We start from the raw sequence: 18,762 nt of genomic DNA on the forward strand, positions 1-18,762 counted from the left end.
ACCCGTTATATTCGCAGACGGGCTATTTTTAAGGAATTATTTATTCTACTTTATTATAACGTATAAATCCACACTATTAAAAGTTAATGTACCATTCCATCAAATTTGAAATCCCCAAATCCGTTAGTGCGAAATAGACCGCCATAAATACGACCGTTACTAGAACTACAATCGTGTACTTAGTTAGCTGTTCTCTCTTTGGCCAACTTACTTTTCTCATTTCTGAGACTACGTCTTTAAGAAACCCGGTAATCTTCCCCATTTGTATCGTGCCCCTCCGAATACAGATATATTGCTTCCCCATTAGGTAGCTATTATGCAGTCTGTCTATGCACAGTATGTGAATTACAGTGTTTACAAAACTTCTTTAATGTCAAACGCTCCGACGGATTGTTATTGCGTGCGGGAACCGAATAATTGCGCGATCCACATACATCGCAGCTCAACATAATCTTTTTAGCCATATTATCACCCTCGGACCTTTAGTCTTGATAAAGAGTATCACCTTGCCCGAACTCTGTCAATAACTCTCGTAATATCCCTTTATCTTACAGCGTCAAATTGCATGTATCGTTCGAGTTTTCGTTTTATTCGTTGTAAAGCGTTGTCAACTGACTTTACTTGCCGATTTAACTCGAAAGATATTTCTTGATAAGATTGCCCCTCCAAGTAGAGGACCAACACTTCTTTCTCCAATGAACTAAGCACTTTGTTCATTTCTTTTTCCATGTGACTATAATCTTCCCGATGGATGATTAAGTCTTCAGGATCATCATGGACCGAACCCGATAACATGTCGAGTAGCGTACGGTCGGAGTCTTCCGAGTAAACTGGCTTGTCCAACGAAATTGATGAGTTGAGCGGAATGTGTTTTTGGCGAGTCGCAGTTTTAATCGCGGTAATGATTTGCCTTGTTATGCATAGCTCAGCGAACCCCTTAAACGAACTTAACCGATCCGGCCTGAAATCGCGTATCGCTTTATACAACCCAATCATGCCTTCTTGAATAATATCTTCACGATCTCCGCCCGTTAAAAAGTAGGAACGCCCTTTCAATGTGACAAATGAACGATACTTAGTAATCAAATAGTCAAGCGCATCCGTATTGCCAGTATGAATAATTAGAATAATATCCTCGTCGGACAGCGCTGTTAAGTCTAAAAAACTACCATTGTTGTATGTTTTTTCCACTATAAGAATCACTCCGGTTCATCATAGCTATAAACCTAGTATACCTTATGGAAAATTTTTACGTCAACTGTTTATTTCATTCCGCGGCGCCACTTTTCAAATATTTCCTTAATTTCGTCAGTTAAATCAATCTTCGACACGGGTCGTTGCTCTTCAAAGTTTTTTACACTTTTTGATATTAAGCTCGTAATCTCCTTCATTTCAACTTCAAGTTCACGTGCCGATTTGCGCAGTGCACCTTGCGCAAAAATTATCCATTGCTCGGTTAAATCGGAGGTGGCGACATGAATTTGGACACGACGGCCACCAAGTTCCGACACAAGTTTTTCAATTCGCTCATCAGCTGTTTCGTTCTCTCTGGTGAATAAAACCTCGACATCATGTGTTCGTTTCTTTTTCTCGATTCCAGGCACCATGTACGCATCGAAAACAACAATGACACGCCATCCCATGTATGCCTTGTATTCAGCCATTCGTTCAATAAGCAAATCCCGTGCATCTGCCAACTGGTGTTTCTTCAGTTTTTGCAGTTCCCCCCATGCACCGATAATATTATAGCCGTCGACAAGAAGAACATTTTTCTTTTCCATTTTTACTATTCGACAGGCTGACGCTTTCGCAACACTTCATACATGAGGAGAGAAGCTGCAACAGAAGCATTTAACGAAGTAACATGTCCACGCATTGGAAGATTGTATAGGAAATCGCACTTTTCTTTTAGAATTCGCGACATGCCTTTTCCTTCACTCCCGATAATTACAGCAAGCGGAAGAGTCGCATCCATTTTTCTGTAATCGGCAGAACCTTTTGCATCTGTTCCCGCGATCCAGACACCGCGCTTTTTCAATTCATCGACAGTTTGCGACAAGTTATTCACACGTACGACAGGGACATGTTCGATGGCACCTGTTGATGCCTTTGCCACAACTGCTGTTAAACCAACAGAACGCCTTCTCGGGATAATGACGCCATGAACGCCTGAGGCATCGGCCGTACGTAATATAGAGCCTAAATTATGCGGATCCTCCAGCTCATCTAAAATTAAAAACAATGGATCCTCTCCGCGATTAGCCGCAACCTCAAAAAGATCGTCAAGTTCCGCGTAACGATACGCTGCAACAGAAGCAATAATTCCTTGGTGATTCACATCCAGCATGCTATCTAGTTTTTGTTTGGGCACTGATTGGACAATTACCTTCGCCTCTCTTGCAAGCGATAAAATTTCACCAATGCTTTTTTTATTTAAACCTTCAGCAATCCAGATTTTATTTAATTCCCTACCTGAACGAAGCGCTTCGACAATCGGATTTTTTCCGCCGAGCATTTCAGTTTCAATTTCAGTCATAACGTTTCACCCTCCTTGACAGTTTCAATGATTCGAATTGATTCAACAATAAATTCTTCGGTTCTTTCGGTTCTTCCGAGCAAATATAAGAAGCCCAGAACAGCTTCGAAGCCCGAGCTATTTTTATACGTGCCAACATCTGTATTCTTTGGTATCGAGCCTGACTTCGCATTGCGACCGCGTCTCATAACGGCCGCTTCCTCTTCAGTCAAGTAGTCCGATGCTAACATCTCTTGCAAAACAGCCGCCTGTGATTTTGCCGAAACATATTTCGTCGCTTCACGGTGCAATACATTCGGCTTAACGCGGCCGGAGCGCAACAAATGCTCCCGTACCGCTTGCTCGTAAACCGCATCGCCCATATACGCCAACGCAAGGGCATTCAATTGCAATACATCCCTATCTCTTAATACGTACATACGAATTAGCCTCTTCTCCAGCGCGTTCCTTGCGCAGTATCTTCTAGAAGAATCCCTTTTGCAACGAGTTCATCACGAATTTCATCTGAACGTTCGAAATTCCGGTTCCGACGTGCTTCAAGTCGTTCCTCGATTAACTTTTCAATATCTGCGTCCAACAAGTCCTCGGCGTCATCGAAAGGTAAGCCAAGCACATTCATCAGCGACTCAAATGTTTCTTTAAAGTACGTCAGGACGCTAGACTCTGTATTTCTTTCCAGTAAATAAACGTTTGCAAGTCGAACAAGTTCAAAAATCTCCGCAATGCCGTTCGCCGTGTTGAAGTCATCATCCATCGCTACTGTAAATCGGTTTTTGCATTCGTCGATTTTGTTCATCCAAATATCTTTTTGGTCACCAAGATCCGCAGAATTTTCAAGTCGGTGCTTCACATTATTGTAAGCTGTCGTAATTCTCTCCAAACCATTCGCCGCATTTGCAACAAGCTCCTCGGAGAAATTGATTGGATGTCTATAATGAACCGATAGCATGAAAAAGCGGAGCACTTTCGGATCGACTTGTTTTCGAATTTCGTTAACCATGACAAAGTTATTCAACGACTTCGACATTTTTTCATTATCGATATTGATATACCCATTATGCATCCAATACTTCGCGAAAGGTTTTCCTGTCATCGCTTCGGATTGCGCAATTTCGTTCTCGTGGTGCGGGAACGCCAAGTCTTGACCGCCACCGTGAATATCAATCGTATCGCCAAGATGTACGCGTGCCATTGCTGAACATTCAATATGCCAACCTGGACGCCCTTCACCCCATGGACTCTTCCATGAAACTTCATTCTCTTTTGCTGCTTTCCACAAGACAAAGTCCAACGGATCATCTTTCTTTTCACCTTGTTCAATGCGTGCACCGATAACTAATTCATCCGTTGATTGTTTGGACAGCTTCCCGTACCCTTCGAATTTTTTCGTCCGGTAATAAACATCTCCGTGAGATTCATAAGCGTACCCTTTATCAATCAGCACTTGGATAAATTCAATAATGTCATCGATATGGTTCGTCACGCGCGGATGAATATCAGCCTCGCTGCATCCAAGTGCGGAAACATCTTCAAAATAGGCGTTGATGAAACGCTCCGTTAACTCGCTAGTGTCTTCACCGAGTTCGTTTGCCGCCGCGATAATTTTGTCATCGACATCAGTAAAGTTGGACACAAACTTCACATCGTATCCACGGTATTCCAGGTATTTGCGAACCGTGTCGAATACGATGACTGGACGGGCGTTTCCGATATGAATGTAGTTATAGACGGTCGGACCGCACACATACATCGAAACCTTCCCTTCAACTTGCGGGACGAAAGGTTCTTTTTTCCTTGTTAATGTATTATAAATTTGGATTGTCATTACAAATCCCCTTCCTGTTCATGGATTCTTCGAGTTTCTCGAGACGTTCTTGCAGTTGTGAAATTTCCTGTTCAAGTAAATTGCATTTATCAGCCACTGGGTCCGGCATGTCTTGGTGATCAAGTTTCCGATTCACCTTGACCCCGTTCGTCACGACAACTTGCCCCGGAATTCCAACCACTGTTGAATTGGCCGGGACGTTTTTCAAAACAACGGAACCCGCCCCCACTTTGCTATTCTCTCCAATTGTTATCGACCCGAGTACTTTTGCGCCTGTCGCAACAAGAACATTATCTTCAAGCGTTGGATGCCTTTTCCCTTTTTCTTTCCCCGTTCCGCCTAGCGTAACACCTTGATATATGGTGACATCATTGCCGATTTCACAAGTTTCCCCAATAACGATTCCCATGCCGTGATCGATAAATAATCTTCGTCCGATTGTTGCGCCTGGATGAATTTCGATTCCCGTGAAAAAGCGACTGATTTGTGAAACTGCACGCGCTAAAAAGAGTAAATTCATGTTATATAAAGCATGTGCAATTCGATGAGACCATATTGCATGCAAGCCGGAATACGTTAGCATTACTTCGAATACGCTACGTGCGGCTGGGTCCTGGTCAAAAATGCATCGTATATCTTCTTTCATCTTCCTAAACACCGGCTCTCCCCCTAGTTTTATTTTCATGAAAATAAAAATACGCCCCTGTCAAAAATGACAGAGACGCATTGAATGCGTGGTTCCACTCCGCTTGAAAGACTCGCGCCTTCCCGCTTAACACCTGGTAACGTTGGCGAAACGTCCGGCTTACTATAGCTTCAGCACGGCTCTCAAAGGGGCATTTCCACATCGTAATGACTCGGATCACTTCCAGCCGATGATGATCCTCTCTGAAGAGATTACCTATGTGTACTTATCCTTATCGACGATTTAATTACTAGGTTAATTAAACATTTATTAATTAACTATAATCTTACACGCAAAGATTGGAAAGTCAAAATTATTGTTCTGCGTATTTGGCAATGCGTCGTGTTGCATTTTCTTTTCCAACCAACGCGATGGCTGCCGGTAGTTCAGGACCGCTCGTTTCGCCCGTTGTGACGACTCGAATCGGCATGAATAAGTTACGGCCTTTATGCCCCGTTTCTTTTTGAACAGCACTAATAGCTGCTTTGATAGACGGTGCGTCAAATGTTTCGAGTGCAGCGAACTTACTTTCCAGCGACGCCATTACTTCAGGAACTTGTTCACCCGCAAGTACCTCTTGGGATTGCTCATTATATTCAATGTCGTCTTTAAAGAACTGGGCGGTTAGATCAACAATTTCAGCGCCGTAGCTTAACTGACCATGATATAAAGCGATTAAATCATGTGCCCATTCTTTTTGTTCGGCAGAAAGTTCTGTTGGCAATGCCCCCGATTTTTGCAGATGAGGAAGCGCCAATTCTATTACTTCTTCGAGTGGCAATTGTTTAATGTATTGGTTGTTCATCCATGTTAATTTGTTCTTATCGAAAGCCGCTGGGGATTTTGATAAACGATTTTCGTCAAAAATAGAAATAAGTTCTTCTTTAGAAAACAGCTCATCTTCTCCTTCCGGCGACCAACCGAGTAGCACAATAAAGTTGAAAAGTGCTTCTGGCAAATACCCAAGTTCCTCATATTGTTCGATAAACTGGATAATGGCTTCATCACGTTTACTTAGTTTACGACCACTCTCATTCACGATTAATGTCATATGGCCAAAAATTGGCGTTTCCCATCCGAACGCCTCATAAATCATTTGTTGTCTTGGCGTGTTAGAAATATGGTCGTCTCCGCGTAAAACATGCGAAATTTCCATGTAATGGTCATCCACAACAACCGCAAAGTTATACGTTGGAATCCCATCCTTTTTCACAATGACAAAGTCGCCAATTCCGTCCGCTTCAAACGTCACATTATCTTTTACGATGTCGTTGAACGTATATGTTTTTCCGCGTGGGACTGCAAAACGAATACTCGGCTCTCTGCCTTCTGCCTCTCGTTCAGCTCGTTCCTCGGCAGATAAATGACGGCATTTCCCGCCATAACGCGGCATCTCATTTCTAGCAGATTGCGCATCACGTTCAGCTTCTAACTCTTCAGGTGTACAGTAACATTTATATGCTAAGTCTTTCTCTAAAAGTTCATCATATAGTTTTTTGTACAGATCATTTCGTTCGGATTGACGATAAGGCCCGTAATCTCCACCGACATCAACACCTTCATCCCAGTCAAGCCCTAACCACTTTAGATACTCGAGTTGGGAGCTCTCGCCGCCTTCAATATTACGGGAAGCATCCGTATCTTCAATACGAATGATGAACTTTCCGCCTTTACTACGTGCATATAAATAGTTAAATAACGCCGTACGTGCATTTCCGATATGTAAATGCCCTGTCGGACTCGGTGCGTAACGAACGCGAACTTCCTTTGTCATAATAAATCCTCCTAAGTATTCGTGCATAATTCACTTTTTATTTTAGCATAGGTTTGATTGTTAGTCTTTTAGCAAAAGAATTGTGGCCATCGCGGCAATTCCTTCCCCACGACCCGTGAATCCCAATTTTTCCGTCGTTGTCGCTTTAATATTCACTTGTGACGTCTCCGCTTGTAAAAGCTCTGCAACTCGTTTTTGAATGACCTCGATATGCGGTGCCATTTTTGGTTGTTCCGCGATAATCGTGCAATCTATATTTCCTAATTTATAACCACGTTCAGTCACAAGCGCCCAAATATCTTCCAACAGTTCTGCTGAATCGGCATCTTTAAAAGCGCTATCCGTATCTGGAAAATGTCGCCCGATATCCCCTTCGCCAATCGCGCCCAGTGCCGCATCAGTAATCGTGTGCAATAGCACATCTGCGTCGGAATGACCTGTCAGTCCTTTATCATGTGGGATTAAGACGCCACCAAGAATTAAAGGGCGTCCTTCTTCAAATTTATGCACATCGAAACCTTGTCCAATACGAATCATAAAATATCCTCCTGTTGCCTGTTAAGTATTATTTCACCGAATGCAAGATCTTCTTGTGTCGTCATTTTCACGTTTTCATAAGTACTTTCTACAATATGAACGGGGTGTCCTAACCTTTCAACAAGCATGGCTTCGTCCGTCCCTAAAAAACCTGCGCGATTTGCCGACTCCGATGCTTCTTTTAACACATCATATCGGAAAGCTTGCGGCGTTTGAACAATCCACAACTTCTCACGATCTACTGTTTCCTCTACAACCCCATCAGTCACAATCTTCATCGTATCTTTTGCCTGAACCGCCGCTATCGCCGCACCATACTTCGTTGCTTTTTGAACAAGATTCGCGATGACGGACTTCTTCAGAAATGGTCGGGCCGCATCATGAACTAAAACAATGCCATTTTCAGCATGCGCTTCGATACAAGCCGCCACACTATATTGGCGTTCCGTTCCACCGTCTACGATTGTTTGGATTTTTGAAATACCAAATTGGTCAAGCATGGACTGAATTTCATTTCGCTCATCCGGCTTCACTGCGAGAATAATACCTGTACAGGCCGGATCTTCTTCAAACACTAAAAGCGTGCGAATAATAATTGGTTTATGATTGAGTTGCAAAAAAAGCTTATTATAACCGGCACCCATCCGCTGTCCGCTACCGGCTGCCGGCATCATTACTGTGTAGTCCACTTTCCATCTTCCTCGCCTATCGTATTAATTTGCCTTGGCAGATCGACCATTTTTGGGTTTCGCGAAAATCATTCGCCCCGCCGATGTTTGCAATACGCTCGTTACCGTCACATCGACAGCATTACCAATATGGAACTTACCATCCTCAACGACAATCATCGTCCCGTCGTCCAAATAGGCAATTCCTTGTTGGTGCTCTTTCCCATCTTTAATCACCACGACATGCATGTCTTCACCTGGAATAACGACCGGTTTCACTGCATTCGCTAAATCATTAATATTCAATACAGAAACACCGTGCAAGTCAGCAACCTTGTTCAAGTTAAAATCATTAGTAACGACAAGTCCGCTCATCTCTTTTGCCAGATGAACAAGCTTTAAGTCAACTTCCGCGACGTCTGCGAAATCCGTGTCCGTGATTAATATCCCAGGTCCTTCATCCGTTTGTAAACGTCTAAGTACATCTAATCCGCGTCTGCCTTTCGTTCTCTTCAATGTGTCCGAAGAATCCGCGATATGCTGCAGTTCAGTTAAAACAAACTGTGGCACAACGAGCACGCCTTCTAAAAAGCCTGTTGCTGAGATATCCGCAATACGCCCATCGATTATGACGCTTGTATCTAGGATTTTATATGTGTTTCCTCGTATACCAGTTGCTGCATCATCTGATTCCTTCTTTTTATTGCCAGCGGTTTTTGCAGACTGAATTGCGTTAAGAAATTCGTCACCTTGCTTAAAACCAACTTGAAATCCTAAGTATCCGAGAATAACGAATAACACAGTTGGCAACACAGATTTAATGACAGGAATCTCGATATTTCCAAGCCAAAAACTAATTAGAAAAGCAACACTTAATCCAACAATCAAACCGAGTGTCCCAAATAACAAATCGAAAATTGGTGCCTTTAATAACCGATCTTCCATCCACTTGACAAAATTCACGACTGGTGAAGTTAGAAAAAGATTGAATATGAAAAAAATAAGTGCACCGATAATAGCGGATATATAAGGGTTATTAATAAGCGGTGTTGAAGTAAAAGTAAATAATGAGAATAATTCCGGTAGAAATAAAACCCCGAGCGTACCTCCAATAAGTAAAAATGAAAGCTGAACAACTCTTTTCAACATTATAAAACACCTCCCTATCTTTAATTATACATGTATTCCCTACCACCCGCCTTCTATAACCTAGCTAATCCATCTAAATGTGACTAATTTAACTCGGTAAATGAACACTCACTGTCTAGCATGTGCATATTGCCCTAATTTCAAGCAAGTAAATCTAGGGACTAACAAGTAGTCCCTATTTTGTAAATCCGACCTTCAAAGCATCACTAACTGTTTCGACGCCAATCACTTGAATTCCTTTTGGATAATCCCAGCCGCCTAAATTTGACTGGGGAACGATCGCCCGTTCAAATCCTAGTTTGGCAGCTTCGGAGACTCGTTGTTCAATTCGTGAAACACGCCGAACTTCGCCAGTCAATCCAACTTCGCCAATAAAGCAGTCAGATAAACCCGCTGCAGTATCGCGGTAACTAGATACGATGCTGACTAAAACCGCAAGATCGATTGCCGGCTCATCTAACTTTACACCGCCTGCAACTTTAATATAGGCATCTTGCGCTTGTAATAACATCCCCATCCGCTTCTCTAAAACCGCCATTAATAGAGAGACTCGGTTTTGGTCCAGCCCAGTCGCCATCCGTTTAGGATAATTAAAACTGGATGGTGTCACAAGCGCTTGTATTTCAACAAGAATCGGCCTGGTTCCCTCCATCGAAGCAACAACCGTTGACCCCGCACCGCCTTGCGATCTTTCGCGTAGGAATAACTCGGAAGGGTTAAGAACTTCTTTTAATCCAGATTGCAACATCTCAAAAATCGCAATTTCATTTGTTGAACCAAATCGGTTTTTCACGCTCCGCAAAATCCGATAGGTATGATGACGTTCCCCTTCAAAGTAAAGAACCGTATCTACCATATGTTCAAGTATTCGCGGACCCGCTATTTGGCCGTCTTTGGTTACATGCCCTACGAGAAATATCGCGATATTTTGCGTCTTCGCGATGCGCATGAGCTCAGCTGTACATTCACGCACTTGCGTAATGCTTCCCGGTGCTGATTTCACTTCTGGATGATGAATCGTCTGGATAGAGTCAACGATGACAAACTTTGGTTTTACTTCTTCGATTGTGTGATGGATTTGCTCCAAATCAGTTTCAGCGTATATGTAAAGTTCATCCGATAAAACACCCAGTCGTTCCGCTCGCAATTTCGTTTGGCGAATCGACTCTTCACCTGAGATATACAAAACACGATGGCCTGCATTCGCGAGAAGCGAGGATACTTGAAGGAGAAGCGTTGACTTACCAATACCCGGATCACCGGCAGTTAGAAGAAGAGAACCTGGTACGATTCCGCCCCCAAGAACTCGGTTTAATTCACCTAAATCGGTTTCGACACGGGGCTCTGCATTTGTTTCGATTTTACTGATTGGCATGGCTTTTTGACGCACGTTTTCGGAGTGTTGGAAAGCGCCGCGAGGGCCTTTACTAACCACTTCTATTTCTTCATTCATTGTGTTCCATTCACCGCAGCCTGGGCAACGGCCCATCCATTTAGGAGATTCATAGCCACAATCTTTACACATGAATTTCGACTTTCGTTTTGACATATTTACCTCCAAAGAGGGAAAGGACAGTCCTAGACCGCCAAACGTTCTGACGGGGGACTATCCTATTTCCACCATTATTTTTCTGCGATAACTTCTTCTTTTGATTCGACGGCATCTTTTGTTTGTACGACAAATTCGTCATTTTCGACATCGACGACGACTTTACCACCCGTTAGAATCATTCCCTTTAGGAGTTCTTCAGATAACCTGTCTTCGATATGTTTTTGAAGCGCGCGGCGTAATGGTCGCGCACCATATTCTGGGTCGTAACCAACTTCGGAAATCTTCAGTTTCGCAGCGTCTGTTAATTCAAGCACAATATCTTGTTCTTGTAGACGATTTGATAATTCGTTTGCCATAAGCGTAACGATTTTACGCAAGTGTTCTTTTTCAAGTGAGTGGAAGACAATCATTTCGTCAACGCGGTTCAAGAACTCAGGACGGAATGTTTTCTTCAACTCTTCTAACATCGTTGATTTCATGCCCTCATAGTTATGATCGGAATCTTGTAGATTAAAGCCGACATAACGGTTCTTCTTAAGGGCATCCGCACCTACGTTAGATGTCATAATCACAACAGTGTTTCTGAAATCGACGGTACGGCCTTTTGAATCCGTTAATCGACCGTCTTCTAATACTTGAAGAAGAATGTTAAAGACATCTGGATGTGCTTTTTCAATTTCATCAAGCAAAATAACGGAATACGGTTTGCGACGAACTTGCTCGGTTAATTGGCCGCCGTCATCGTGACCGACATAACCCGGAGGTGAACCGACTAGACGAGAAGTCGAATGCTTCTCCATATATTCGGACATGTCGACACGAATCATCGCATCTTCATCGCCGAACATTGTTTCCGCTAGCGCCCTTGCCAGTTCTGTTTTCCCGACCCCTGTAGGCCCTAGGAAAATAAATGAACCAATTGGTCGTTTCGGATCTTTAAGCCCCGCACGCGCGCGTCGGATCGCTTTAGAGATGGCTGTGACAGCTTCCGCCTGACCAATTACACGCTCGTGCAATGTGTCTTCCATTTTCAGTAACTTAATCGACTCAGTTTCAGCGATTTTGGATACTGGAATACCAGTCCACATGGCGACGACTTGTGCGATGTCATTTACGGTTACTTTCGATTCCGTCTTGCCTTGTTCTTCTTTCCAAGCTTTTTTCGTTTTATCGAGTTCATCTTTCATCTTCTGTTCCTTGTCGCGGAACGAAGCAGCTTTTTCAAACTCTTGACTTTGAACAGCTTCATTTTTTTCGGACCGAATGGCTTCTAATTTCGTTTCAAGTTCTTTCAAGTTCGGCGGTGTTGTGTATGAACGTAATCGCACTTTCGAACCCGCTTCATCAATTAAATCAATCGCTTTGTCCGGCAGGAATCTGTCCGAGATATATCGATCTGACATTTTCGCTGCAGCATCGATTGCTTCATCTGTGATTTTCACGCGGTGATGCGCCTCGTAACGGTCGCGCAACCCTTTAAGAATTTGAATCGATTCCTCGACAGATGGTTCGTCAACTTGAATCGGTTGAAAACGTCTTTCAAGCGCTGCATCTTTTTCAATGTATTTACGGTATTCATCAAGCGTTGTCGCACCGATACATTGGAGTTCTCCGCGCGCAAGGGATGGTTTCAAAATATTCGATGCATCGATGGCACCTTCTGCGCCGCCTGCCCCGATAAGCGTATGAAGTTCATCAATGAATAAAATAACGTTGCCCGCTTGGCGAATTTCTTCCATTACTTTTTTCATGCGGTCTTCAAATTCACCGCGGTATTTCGTACCCGCAACGACCGTCCCCATATCAAGCGTCATCACGCGTTTATCGCGAAGAATTTCCGGCACTTCATTGTTCACGACTTGCTGCGCAAGCCCTTCTGCAATCGCCGTTTTACCAACACCCGGTTCTCCAATTAGCACCGGATTGTTTTTCGTGCGGCGTGCGAGTACTTCAATAACACGCGTAATCTCATTACTTCTCCCAATCACAGGGTCTAGTTGTCCTTCACGGGCCACTTCCGTTAAGTCACGCGCAAGTCCATCTAATGTCGGTGTTGCAGCAGAAGCAGAAGCGTTGGTAGTTGAACCGCTTGAACTTTCGGTAGTTCCCAGCAATTGCAATACTTGCTGGCGTGCTTTGTTAAGACTGACACCGGCATTGCTTAGCACACGCGCCGCTACGCCTTCACCTTCACGGATAAGCGCTAGCAGAATGTGTTCTGTTCCGATATATGAATGATTTAACTTCCTTGATTCATCAACTGATAGTTCAATTACTCTTTTCGCACGCGGCGTATAGTGAACGATAGGACCAACGTCTTTTGTGCCGGATCCCACAAGCTTATTGACACCTTCTTCAATCGTTACAAAACTGACATCGATTGCTTCTAGTGCTTTCGCTGCGATCCCCCCACCCTCGCGAATAAGGCCAAGCAAAATATGCTCTGTACCAATGGACTCGTGTTTCATGCGAATCGCTTCTTCTTGGGCAAGTTGCAACACTTTTTGTGCTCGTTGTGTAAATCGGTTAAACATCATCATTCAGTCCTCTCCTTCTACTATATATAATCTATTCCACAACCTTATACGTCGTTAAACGAAAATAAATAAATCTTTACAAAAAAGGCCCCATCACACTGTCCTTGACCTAATTTGACTAATTATACTTCAATGAAATGTCAGGTACAAAATTATTGCCTATTCTTCCGTTCCTTTTTCAGCAGACGGTCGAGAACCGTCGATGGCAAGTCGTTCACGAAAGAGTTTTGCCCTGAAGATATCCCGTTCTTCTTGTGTTAAGTCCGTTTGAGCAAATTGCTGAAGAAAACCCGGTTGCATGAAAATCATGAGCTCATTGAGAATGGTCATATCCACGTCTTTGATAATGCCTAAATCGATGCCTAGCCGCACATCCGATAAGCAACGAGCAGCTTCGCCCGTTTGCAATAATCTTGAATAGACGAGCGTCCCGAGCGAGCGAAACAAGCGGTTTTCCAGCGCGATTTGCGACTTTTCCACCAATAACTTTCTAGCCCTGCGCTCATGGGCCAGGAGATGCGACGTAATATTGCCCAGGTCCTCCAGAATGTCAGCTTCAGTTTTCCCTAGCGTTACTTGATTGGACACTTGATAAACATTGCCTAGCGCCTTGCTGCCTTCACCATAACTTCCCCGAACGACCAAACCTAAACGCCCGATAGCAGGGATGATTCGGTCAATTTGTTTCGTGATTGTCAAGGCAGGCAAATGCATCATGACAGAAGCCCGCATTCCGGTCCCCGTATTTGATGGGCAACTCGTTAAATAACCGAAGTCTTCATCGAATGCATATGGTAATTCCTTTTCTAAAATGTCGTCAACGCGGTTGGCTTGATTAAACGCCTCTTCCAACTGCAACCCAGGATAAATGCATTGAATTCGAATATGATCTTCTTCATTGACCATGACACTTATCGACTCATCCGATGACAATAAGACTGCGCCGTGTCGTTTGGGGTTTGTCAGATGCGGACTAACCAAATGTTTCTCCACGAGCACTTCACGGTCCAATGAGGATAGTTCGGACATTCTAGAATAGGTATAATCATCTTCGTCGTCATCCAACAAAGTTCCTGCAACGATTTTATCCACGGCTAAAGCTTCATCGTCATTGGCGGCAATCGGAAACCTATAACCCCTTAAATTCCGGGCCAATCGAATGCGTGTGGAGAGTACAATATCAGAGTTTTCACCGTGAGCTGTCATCCAACCTGTCGCTGCGTTTTGAATGAATTTCTCAATCGACATTGCGTTCTTCACCTCCATGCGCAAGCTGCTTTTGGAGTTCATTTGCCTCATCGCGTAAAGCGGCCGCTTCTTCAAATCGTTCTTCCGCTACAGCAACCTGCATTTTCGCACGCACTTCTTCCACTTTTCGTTTGATCGCGTAAACTTTGTTAAATGAAACAGGTATTTTCCCCGTATGGGTTGTGTGACCACTATGCAGTTTGCCAAATACATTCGGTACATGTTGCCTAAATGTGTCATAACAGGTTGCACAGCCAAATTTCCCGATGTCGAGAAACTTGGAAAACGTCAAGTTGCAACCAGGGCATTCGATATTTCCAAATTGATTGCCACGCGCTTGTTGCTGCTCCGTTTTGAATGGCTCCGTTCCACCGAACCATTGAGATAAGAATTGCTGAATCGATAACGGTTCATTATTTGGATCGAAATGAAACGTTTCCGATTGGAATGCACACTTCTCACATAAGTGGCGTTCGACGGCCTCACCTATATATCCTTTTTTAATGATGACGGAAGCGGGTCGTTCTTTACAGTTTTCACAAATCATAGTGTGCCACCTCACTTTTGTTTGGTTACCAATTAGTCTTCTTATAGCTGTTCATAAATTAGCGTTATGAGCATTGCGCGTAAAATACGAGCCCGAATTTCATCGCGTTCCGGAAGCGGAATACGGATGGTCGTTCGATCGACCGCAGCCAGAATCAACTTAGATTCACGCTCAGATATCACTTCTTCATCGATGAGCCGATACACGACATCCAGCGCCATCGTATGCGAAGCACCGCCGTCCAGACCCGCTAGAATATGCTCGATTAATTCTTTACGACTGTTTGGCCGTACACGGAAGATACGAATATAACCTCCGCCGCCACGTTTCGATTCAACGGCATACCCACGCTCTGCTGTAAAACGGGTATTGATCACGTAATTGATTTGCGATGGTACGCATTGAAATTTCTCCGCAACTTCATTGCGCTTAATTTCAATAATGCCATTCTGTTCACTTTCGATAATCGCTTTTAAATACCCTTCAATAATATCAGAAATATTTCGCACGTCCTCACCTCTTTCATCACGGGCGATTAGGCATTGACTTTGACTATCTTTGACTTAATTGTACAATCGAAATTACTGATTCGCAATTGATTTGCATTGGGTTTGGCGATCTAGATAAGTATCGGCGTATAAGGGTAGCGTTTAGACATTTGATTGTCGTGTCGCGGATTTTACGAGATGTAGAGAGGGGTTCGGTTCCGATTGCGCGGAGTTGGGCGGTTGTAGAGAGGAGTTTGGGAGGCGCGGAGTTCAAGCGGTCAGGAGAGGACTTGGTCGAAGATTGCGCTGTGTTCGCGCGGCAAAGAGAGGACTTCGGGAAACGCGCGGAATTCAAACGGCGAGGAGAGGACTTGGTCGAAGTTTGCGCTGAGTTCGCGCAGCAGAGGGAGGACTTCGGGAAAGGCGCGGAATTCATGCGGCGGGGAGAGGACTTCGTTGTCGAACACGACGCCCAAAACGAAAACCATTAAAAAAAGGACTTCCCATCAACCGGGAAGCCCACTTCTTATTATTTCACACTCGTATTCGTCAATTCCCTAACCGGTAAAAATTGCTCCCCAGTCTCTAAATAGGTCAAGACCAGCTTATCGCCTTCTTGAATATAAATCGCGAGAGGTTCGACTTCAGAGGATACGAGAAAGTTTCGACCATCATTTGCAAAAATCGACACTAATGTAAAGTCCCCGACACGCTCTTTAAACACACGGACGACAGTAATTGCTGCTTTGGCCTCTTCTGCATTCGAACTTCCATCCACTGTGCTTCCGCCTCGCTGAAGTGCTGTTTTATAAAGTTTCAATGCTTCATTTGGCGTGTTTCCATACACGGATATTTCTGGATTTGCCGCCGATACGATAAAGTAGTTTTGTAAAAATCCGTTCGAGTCTAGAACTGGCGTCAGCCAACTCGCTTCGCCGTAAAAATTATATAGAACCGGCATTTCGCCAGACCATTTCTTCTCAATAAATTTCTTCTCGATAATTTGAAGCGCACCTTGCGAATCCATATACGACTCTTCGAGATTTCCAGTGTAGTAAGTCGCCTTCCCTGTACGACCATCCGTTAGCGCATAGCCCAACATCGAATCTACGCCTTCTTTCGGACTCGTAAAGTCTGTGAAGTAATACATATGACCTTCCTCATCAAATATCGGACTCACATTTGCTTCTGTTCCTTCATCTGAAGGGAGTTTTACATCTTTTTTACCGACAATCGAATTCCAAAAACCATGAATATAATTCCCGAAATAGCTGTTTTGCAGACTTACGGCTTCCGGAGAAACTGCACCGTTAATAAATGCGGGCACTTCAGAAATTGCGAACTTTTCAATATCGCCCGTTGCCGGATCAAGCATGACAATTCCTTTGACATCAAAACCGTTACGTGCGGTTATAAATTCTCCGTATGAACGAATGTAATGTGGTTTACCTTCATCGTCGACTTCCAACTGAACATCACCGTAAAAGATTAAGTCCGGCATGGCCATTCGGATGCGTCGCTCCACATTCTTACCAAAAAAGGAGGACGGGGTGTACACCATTTCAGCTTTCACAAACTTTGGATTGTCTGCCGAATCGGTCGCACTCATCGTAAAGTATCCAGGTGTCGTTTTCGCGCTCCACCATTTGAAGAACCCTGAGAATTCAACAGGCGCGATATAGACGAAATCATCGCCCACCTTCTGGATTTGCAAGTTGCCAAGTTCATAGTAACTCGTATTCGGAACTTGCCCGAACGCTTTCTTCATTTTGTTCCGCGCGAACTTAGGCGGTACGCTGGCCGGTGTCTTCGTTTCATCGAAAGCAGTAATTTCCACTTTCTGATCCATTTCAACCGCATTATATTTTTTGTCTGCGTTTAAAAGTGGTGCACTTAGTAGATATACGCCAAAAATCGCCGCGCCGATAAAAAGGATGATTTTCGGTTTGCGGTCTTTCGGTCCCGCGAATGCCACCCCCATGAATGTGACGATGAGGAGCATCACCCATAATGACGTCCAATCCCTGTCTAAATTAGATAGGTAATAAACGCCGAACACGATGACTGCTATCAAAACAGTCATACTAGCCAAGGCTGCCCATCGATTGAATACTAACTCTTGTTCATCATTCTTCTTATTCCTCTTCACGGTTGCCGCAAACGGAACGATAATTAGACTCGCTACAATTCCGGCTATAATTGAAAATAACAATAAATTAATCATAAGATACACTCTTTTCTTTAAAGATTTTGGCCATCTATACTATACGAATCTATTAGAAATGCGTTTCATTTTTCCAGCATTTATTTTCCTGGTGATTAATTCCAAATTAAAAAAGGCATTCTCATATCAGAGAAATGCCCCATTCACTTTGCAAATTAACCGCGGCGAACTTTTAATACTTTGTACATACGGTGACCGAAAATACCTGCCAATACAGATAGAAAAATATCTTTTGGCAATGGCGGAACCATCCATAACCAAGCGACTTTGTACGTGAATGCATCGGGTGCCGCCGCCCATAGTTTATAAGCGAAATACATCCAGTTCGTACCGAAACCATAGTTAATCACGAGTCCAACAAGCCCCGCGAGAATATAACTGTATAAATGACCATTATTTTCAACAATTTTCCCAACTATGTACGCTACAAAAATAAATGAAACAATAAATCCGAAAGTTGGGCTAATAATCGAACCAAATCCTCCACCAAATTTTGCGAAAACGGGTGCGCCCGCAAGCCCCACAAACATATAAACCGTCATGGAGATAGCGCCCAAGCGGCTTCCAAGAATTAAACCTGCAAGAATTGCGAAAAATGTCTGAAGCGTAATTGGCACGCCGCCCACTGTCAAAAACGGAGCGAATGCCGTGATATTTGCGCCAATCATCATGAGCGCTGCAAACATACCACTATAAACCAAACTTAATGCACTCATACCACTTTTTGTTTTTGCCGTTGCTGTCGTCATAAGTCACCTCTAGGAGTTATTTGATATTTTTAATAATAAGAGATACCCCCACTTGTGTCAACCTGTATTTTTTTATGGTTAACACAAATTTTAGTAAAAAAATACCGACAGCGGTTTGAACTGCGCCCTAAATTTCGGACAGTTTAATAAAAGACCGGCTGCTTTTTAGGCAGCTATAAGATGGCTTCGATATTCAATCGGAGTCATCTTTTTTAGATTCCATTGTCTTCTTGATTCGTTGTA

The 18,762-nt window shown here is 43.6% G+C and carries 20 protein-coding genes and 1 other annotated feature; all 20 genes read right to left on the reverse strand.

Annotated elements, in window-relative coordinates; genetic code table 11:
* Positions 1 to 76: 76 nt before the first annotated feature.
* Positions 77 to 262 carry a preprotein translocase subunit SecE gene (secE, locus tag J4G36_RS14360; protein WP_210471069.1) on the reverse strand — a complete coding sequence of 62 codons (186 nt, stop codon included), beginning with the start codon at positions 260 to 262 and terminating at the stop codon, positions 77 to 79.
* A 52-nt stretch (positions 263 to 314) separates the two neighbouring features.
* Positions 315 to 464 carry a 50S ribosomal protein L33 gene (gene rpmG, locus J4G36_RS14365; RefSeq protein ID WP_210471070.1) on the reverse strand — a complete coding sequence of 50 codons (150 nt, stop codon included), beginning with the start codon at positions 462 to 464 and terminating at the stop codon, positions 315 to 317.
* A 79-nt stretch (positions 465 to 543) separates the two neighbouring features.
* The gene (gene sigH / locus J4G36_RS14370) at positions 544 to 1,191 is read right to left on the reverse strand and encodes an RNA polymerase sporulation sigma factor SigH (protein WP_210471071.1); all 648 of its coding nucleotides are present in this window, start codon (positions 1,189 to 1,191) and stop codon (positions 544 to 546) included.
* 71 nt (positions 1,192 to 1,262) lie between these two features.
* A complete protein-coding gene (locus J4G36_RS14375; protein WP_210471072.1) occupies positions 1,263 to 1,781 on the reverse strand; it encodes an NYN domain-containing protein in 519 nt (172 codons plus the stop codon).
* A gap of 5 nt (positions 1,782 to 1,786) precedes the next feature.
* Positions 1,787 to 2,536, reverse strand: coding sequence for a 23S rRNA (guanosine(2251)-2'-O)-methyltransferase RlmB (gene rlmB, locus J4G36_RS14380; RefSeq protein ID WP_210471073.1), 750 nt, complete (start codon positions 2,534 to 2,536; stop codon positions 1,787 to 1,789).
* The gene (locus J4G36_RS14385; RefSeq protein ID WP_210471074.1) at positions 2,533 to 2,955 is read right to left on the reverse strand and encodes a Mini-ribonuclease 3; all 423 of its coding nucleotides are present in this window, start codon (positions 2,953 to 2,955) and stop codon (positions 2,533 to 2,535) included. Before J4G36_RS14385 ends, rlmB begins: the two co-directional genes overlap by 4 nt.
* A 5-nt stretch (positions 2,956 to 2,960) precedes the next feature.
* Entirely contained in the window at positions 2,961 to 4,361 is a 1,401-nt protein-coding gene (gene cysS, locus J4G36_RS14390) for a cysteine--tRNA ligase (protein ID WP_210471075.1), read from the reverse strand.
* The gene (gene cysE / locus J4G36_RS14395; protein ID WP_210471076.1) at positions 4,342 to 5,019 is read right to left on the reverse strand and encodes a serine O-acetyltransferase; all 678 of its coding nucleotides are present in this window, start codon (positions 5,017 to 5,019) and stop codon (positions 4,342 to 4,344) included. Before cysE ends, cysS begins: the two co-directional genes overlap by 20 nt.
* A 56-nt stretch (positions 5,020 to 5,075) precedes the next feature.
* Positions 5,076 to 5,294, reverse strand: a binding site (T-box leader).
* A 65-nt stretch (positions 5,295 to 5,359) separates the two neighbouring features.
* Positions 5,360 to 6,820, reverse strand: a complete 1,461-nt coding sequence (gene gltX, locus J4G36_RS14400) for a glutamate--tRNA ligase (RefSeq protein ID WP_210471077.1) — start codon at positions 6,818 to 6,820, stop codon at positions 5,360 to 5,362.
* A 60-nt stretch (positions 6,821 to 6,880) separates the two neighbouring features.
* Positions 6,881 to 7,357, reverse strand: a complete 477-nt coding sequence (gene ispF, locus J4G36_RS14405; RefSeq protein WP_210471078.1) for a 2-C-methyl-D-erythritol 2,4-cyclodiphosphate synthase — start codon at positions 7,355 to 7,357, stop codon at positions 6,881 to 6,883.
* The gene (ispD, locus tag J4G36_RS14410; RefSeq protein WP_210471079.1) at positions 7,354 to 8,046 is read right to left on the reverse strand and encodes a 2-C-methyl-D-erythritol 4-phosphate cytidylyltransferase; all 693 of its coding nucleotides are present in this window, start codon (positions 8,044 to 8,046) and stop codon (positions 7,354 to 7,356) included. The genes ispF and ispD overlap by 4 nt, the downstream gene beginning before the upstream one ends.
* A gap of 24 nt (positions 8,047 to 8,070) precedes the next feature.
* Positions 8,071 to 9,174 (reverse strand): PIN/TRAM domain-containing protein, encoded by a 1,104-nt coding sequence (locus tag J4G36_RS14415; protein WP_210471080.1) that lies wholly within the window; start codon positions 9,172 to 9,174, stop codon positions 8,071 to 8,073.
* Between the two features lie 175 nt (positions 9,175 to 9,349).
* Positions 9,350 to 10,723 carry a DNA repair protein RadA gene (gene radA, locus J4G36_RS14420; protein WP_210471081.1) on the reverse strand — a complete coding sequence of 458 codons (1,374 nt, stop codon included), beginning with the start codon at positions 10,721 to 10,723 and terminating at the stop codon, positions 9,350 to 9,352.
* A 74-nt stretch (positions 10,724 to 10,797) separates the two neighbouring features.
* Positions 10,798 to 13,263, reverse strand: a complete 2,466-nt coding sequence (locus J4G36_RS14425) for an ATP-dependent Clp protease ATP-binding subunit (RefSeq protein ID WP_210471108.1) — start codon at positions 13,261 to 13,263, stop codon at positions 10,798 to 10,800.
* A 159-nt stretch (positions 13,264 to 13,422) separates the two neighbouring features.
* A complete protein-coding gene (mcsB, locus tag J4G36_RS14430) occupies positions 13,423 to 14,511 on the reverse strand; it encodes a protein-arginine kinase McsB (RefSeq protein ID WP_210471082.1) in 1,089 nt (362 codons plus the stop codon).
* Positions 14,501 to 15,058, reverse strand: coding sequence for a UvrB/UvrC motif-containing protein (locus tag J4G36_RS14435; protein ID WP_210471083.1), 558 nt, complete (start codon positions 15,056 to 15,058; stop codon positions 14,501 to 14,503). Before J4G36_RS14435 ends, mcsB begins: the two co-directional genes overlap by 11 nt.
* Positions 15,059 to 15,099: 41 nt before the next feature.
* Positions 15,100 to 15,567, reverse strand: a complete 468-nt coding sequence (locus J4G36_RS14440) for a CtsR family transcriptional regulator (protein ID WP_210471084.1) — start codon at positions 15,565 to 15,567, stop codon at positions 15,100 to 15,102.
* 257 nt (positions 15,568 to 15,824) lie between these two features.
* The gene (locus J4G36_RS14445; RefSeq protein WP_210471085.1) at positions 15,825 to 16,034 is read right to left on the reverse strand and encodes a hypothetical protein; all 210 of its coding nucleotides are present in this window, start codon (positions 16,032 to 16,034) and stop codon (positions 15,825 to 15,827) included.
* 41 nt (positions 16,035 to 16,075) lie between these two features.
* On the reverse strand, positions 16,076 to 17,770 hold the full coding sequence (locus J4G36_RS14450) for a hypothetical protein (protein WP_210471086.1): 1,695 nt from the start codon (positions 17,768 to 17,770) through the stop codon (positions 16,076 to 16,078).
* A gap of 155 nt (positions 17,771 to 17,925) precedes the next feature.
* Positions 17,926 to 18,519, reverse strand: coding sequence for a biotin transporter BioY (locus J4G36_RS14455; RefSeq protein ID WP_210471087.1), 594 nt, complete (start codon positions 18,517 to 18,519; stop codon positions 17,926 to 17,928).
* Positions 18,520 to 18,762: the final 243 nt, after the last annotated feature.

The organism is Sporosarcina sp. 6E9, from assembly GCF_017921835.1.
GTDB lineage: Bacteria > Bacillota > Bacilli > Bacillales_A > Planococcaceae > Sporosarcina.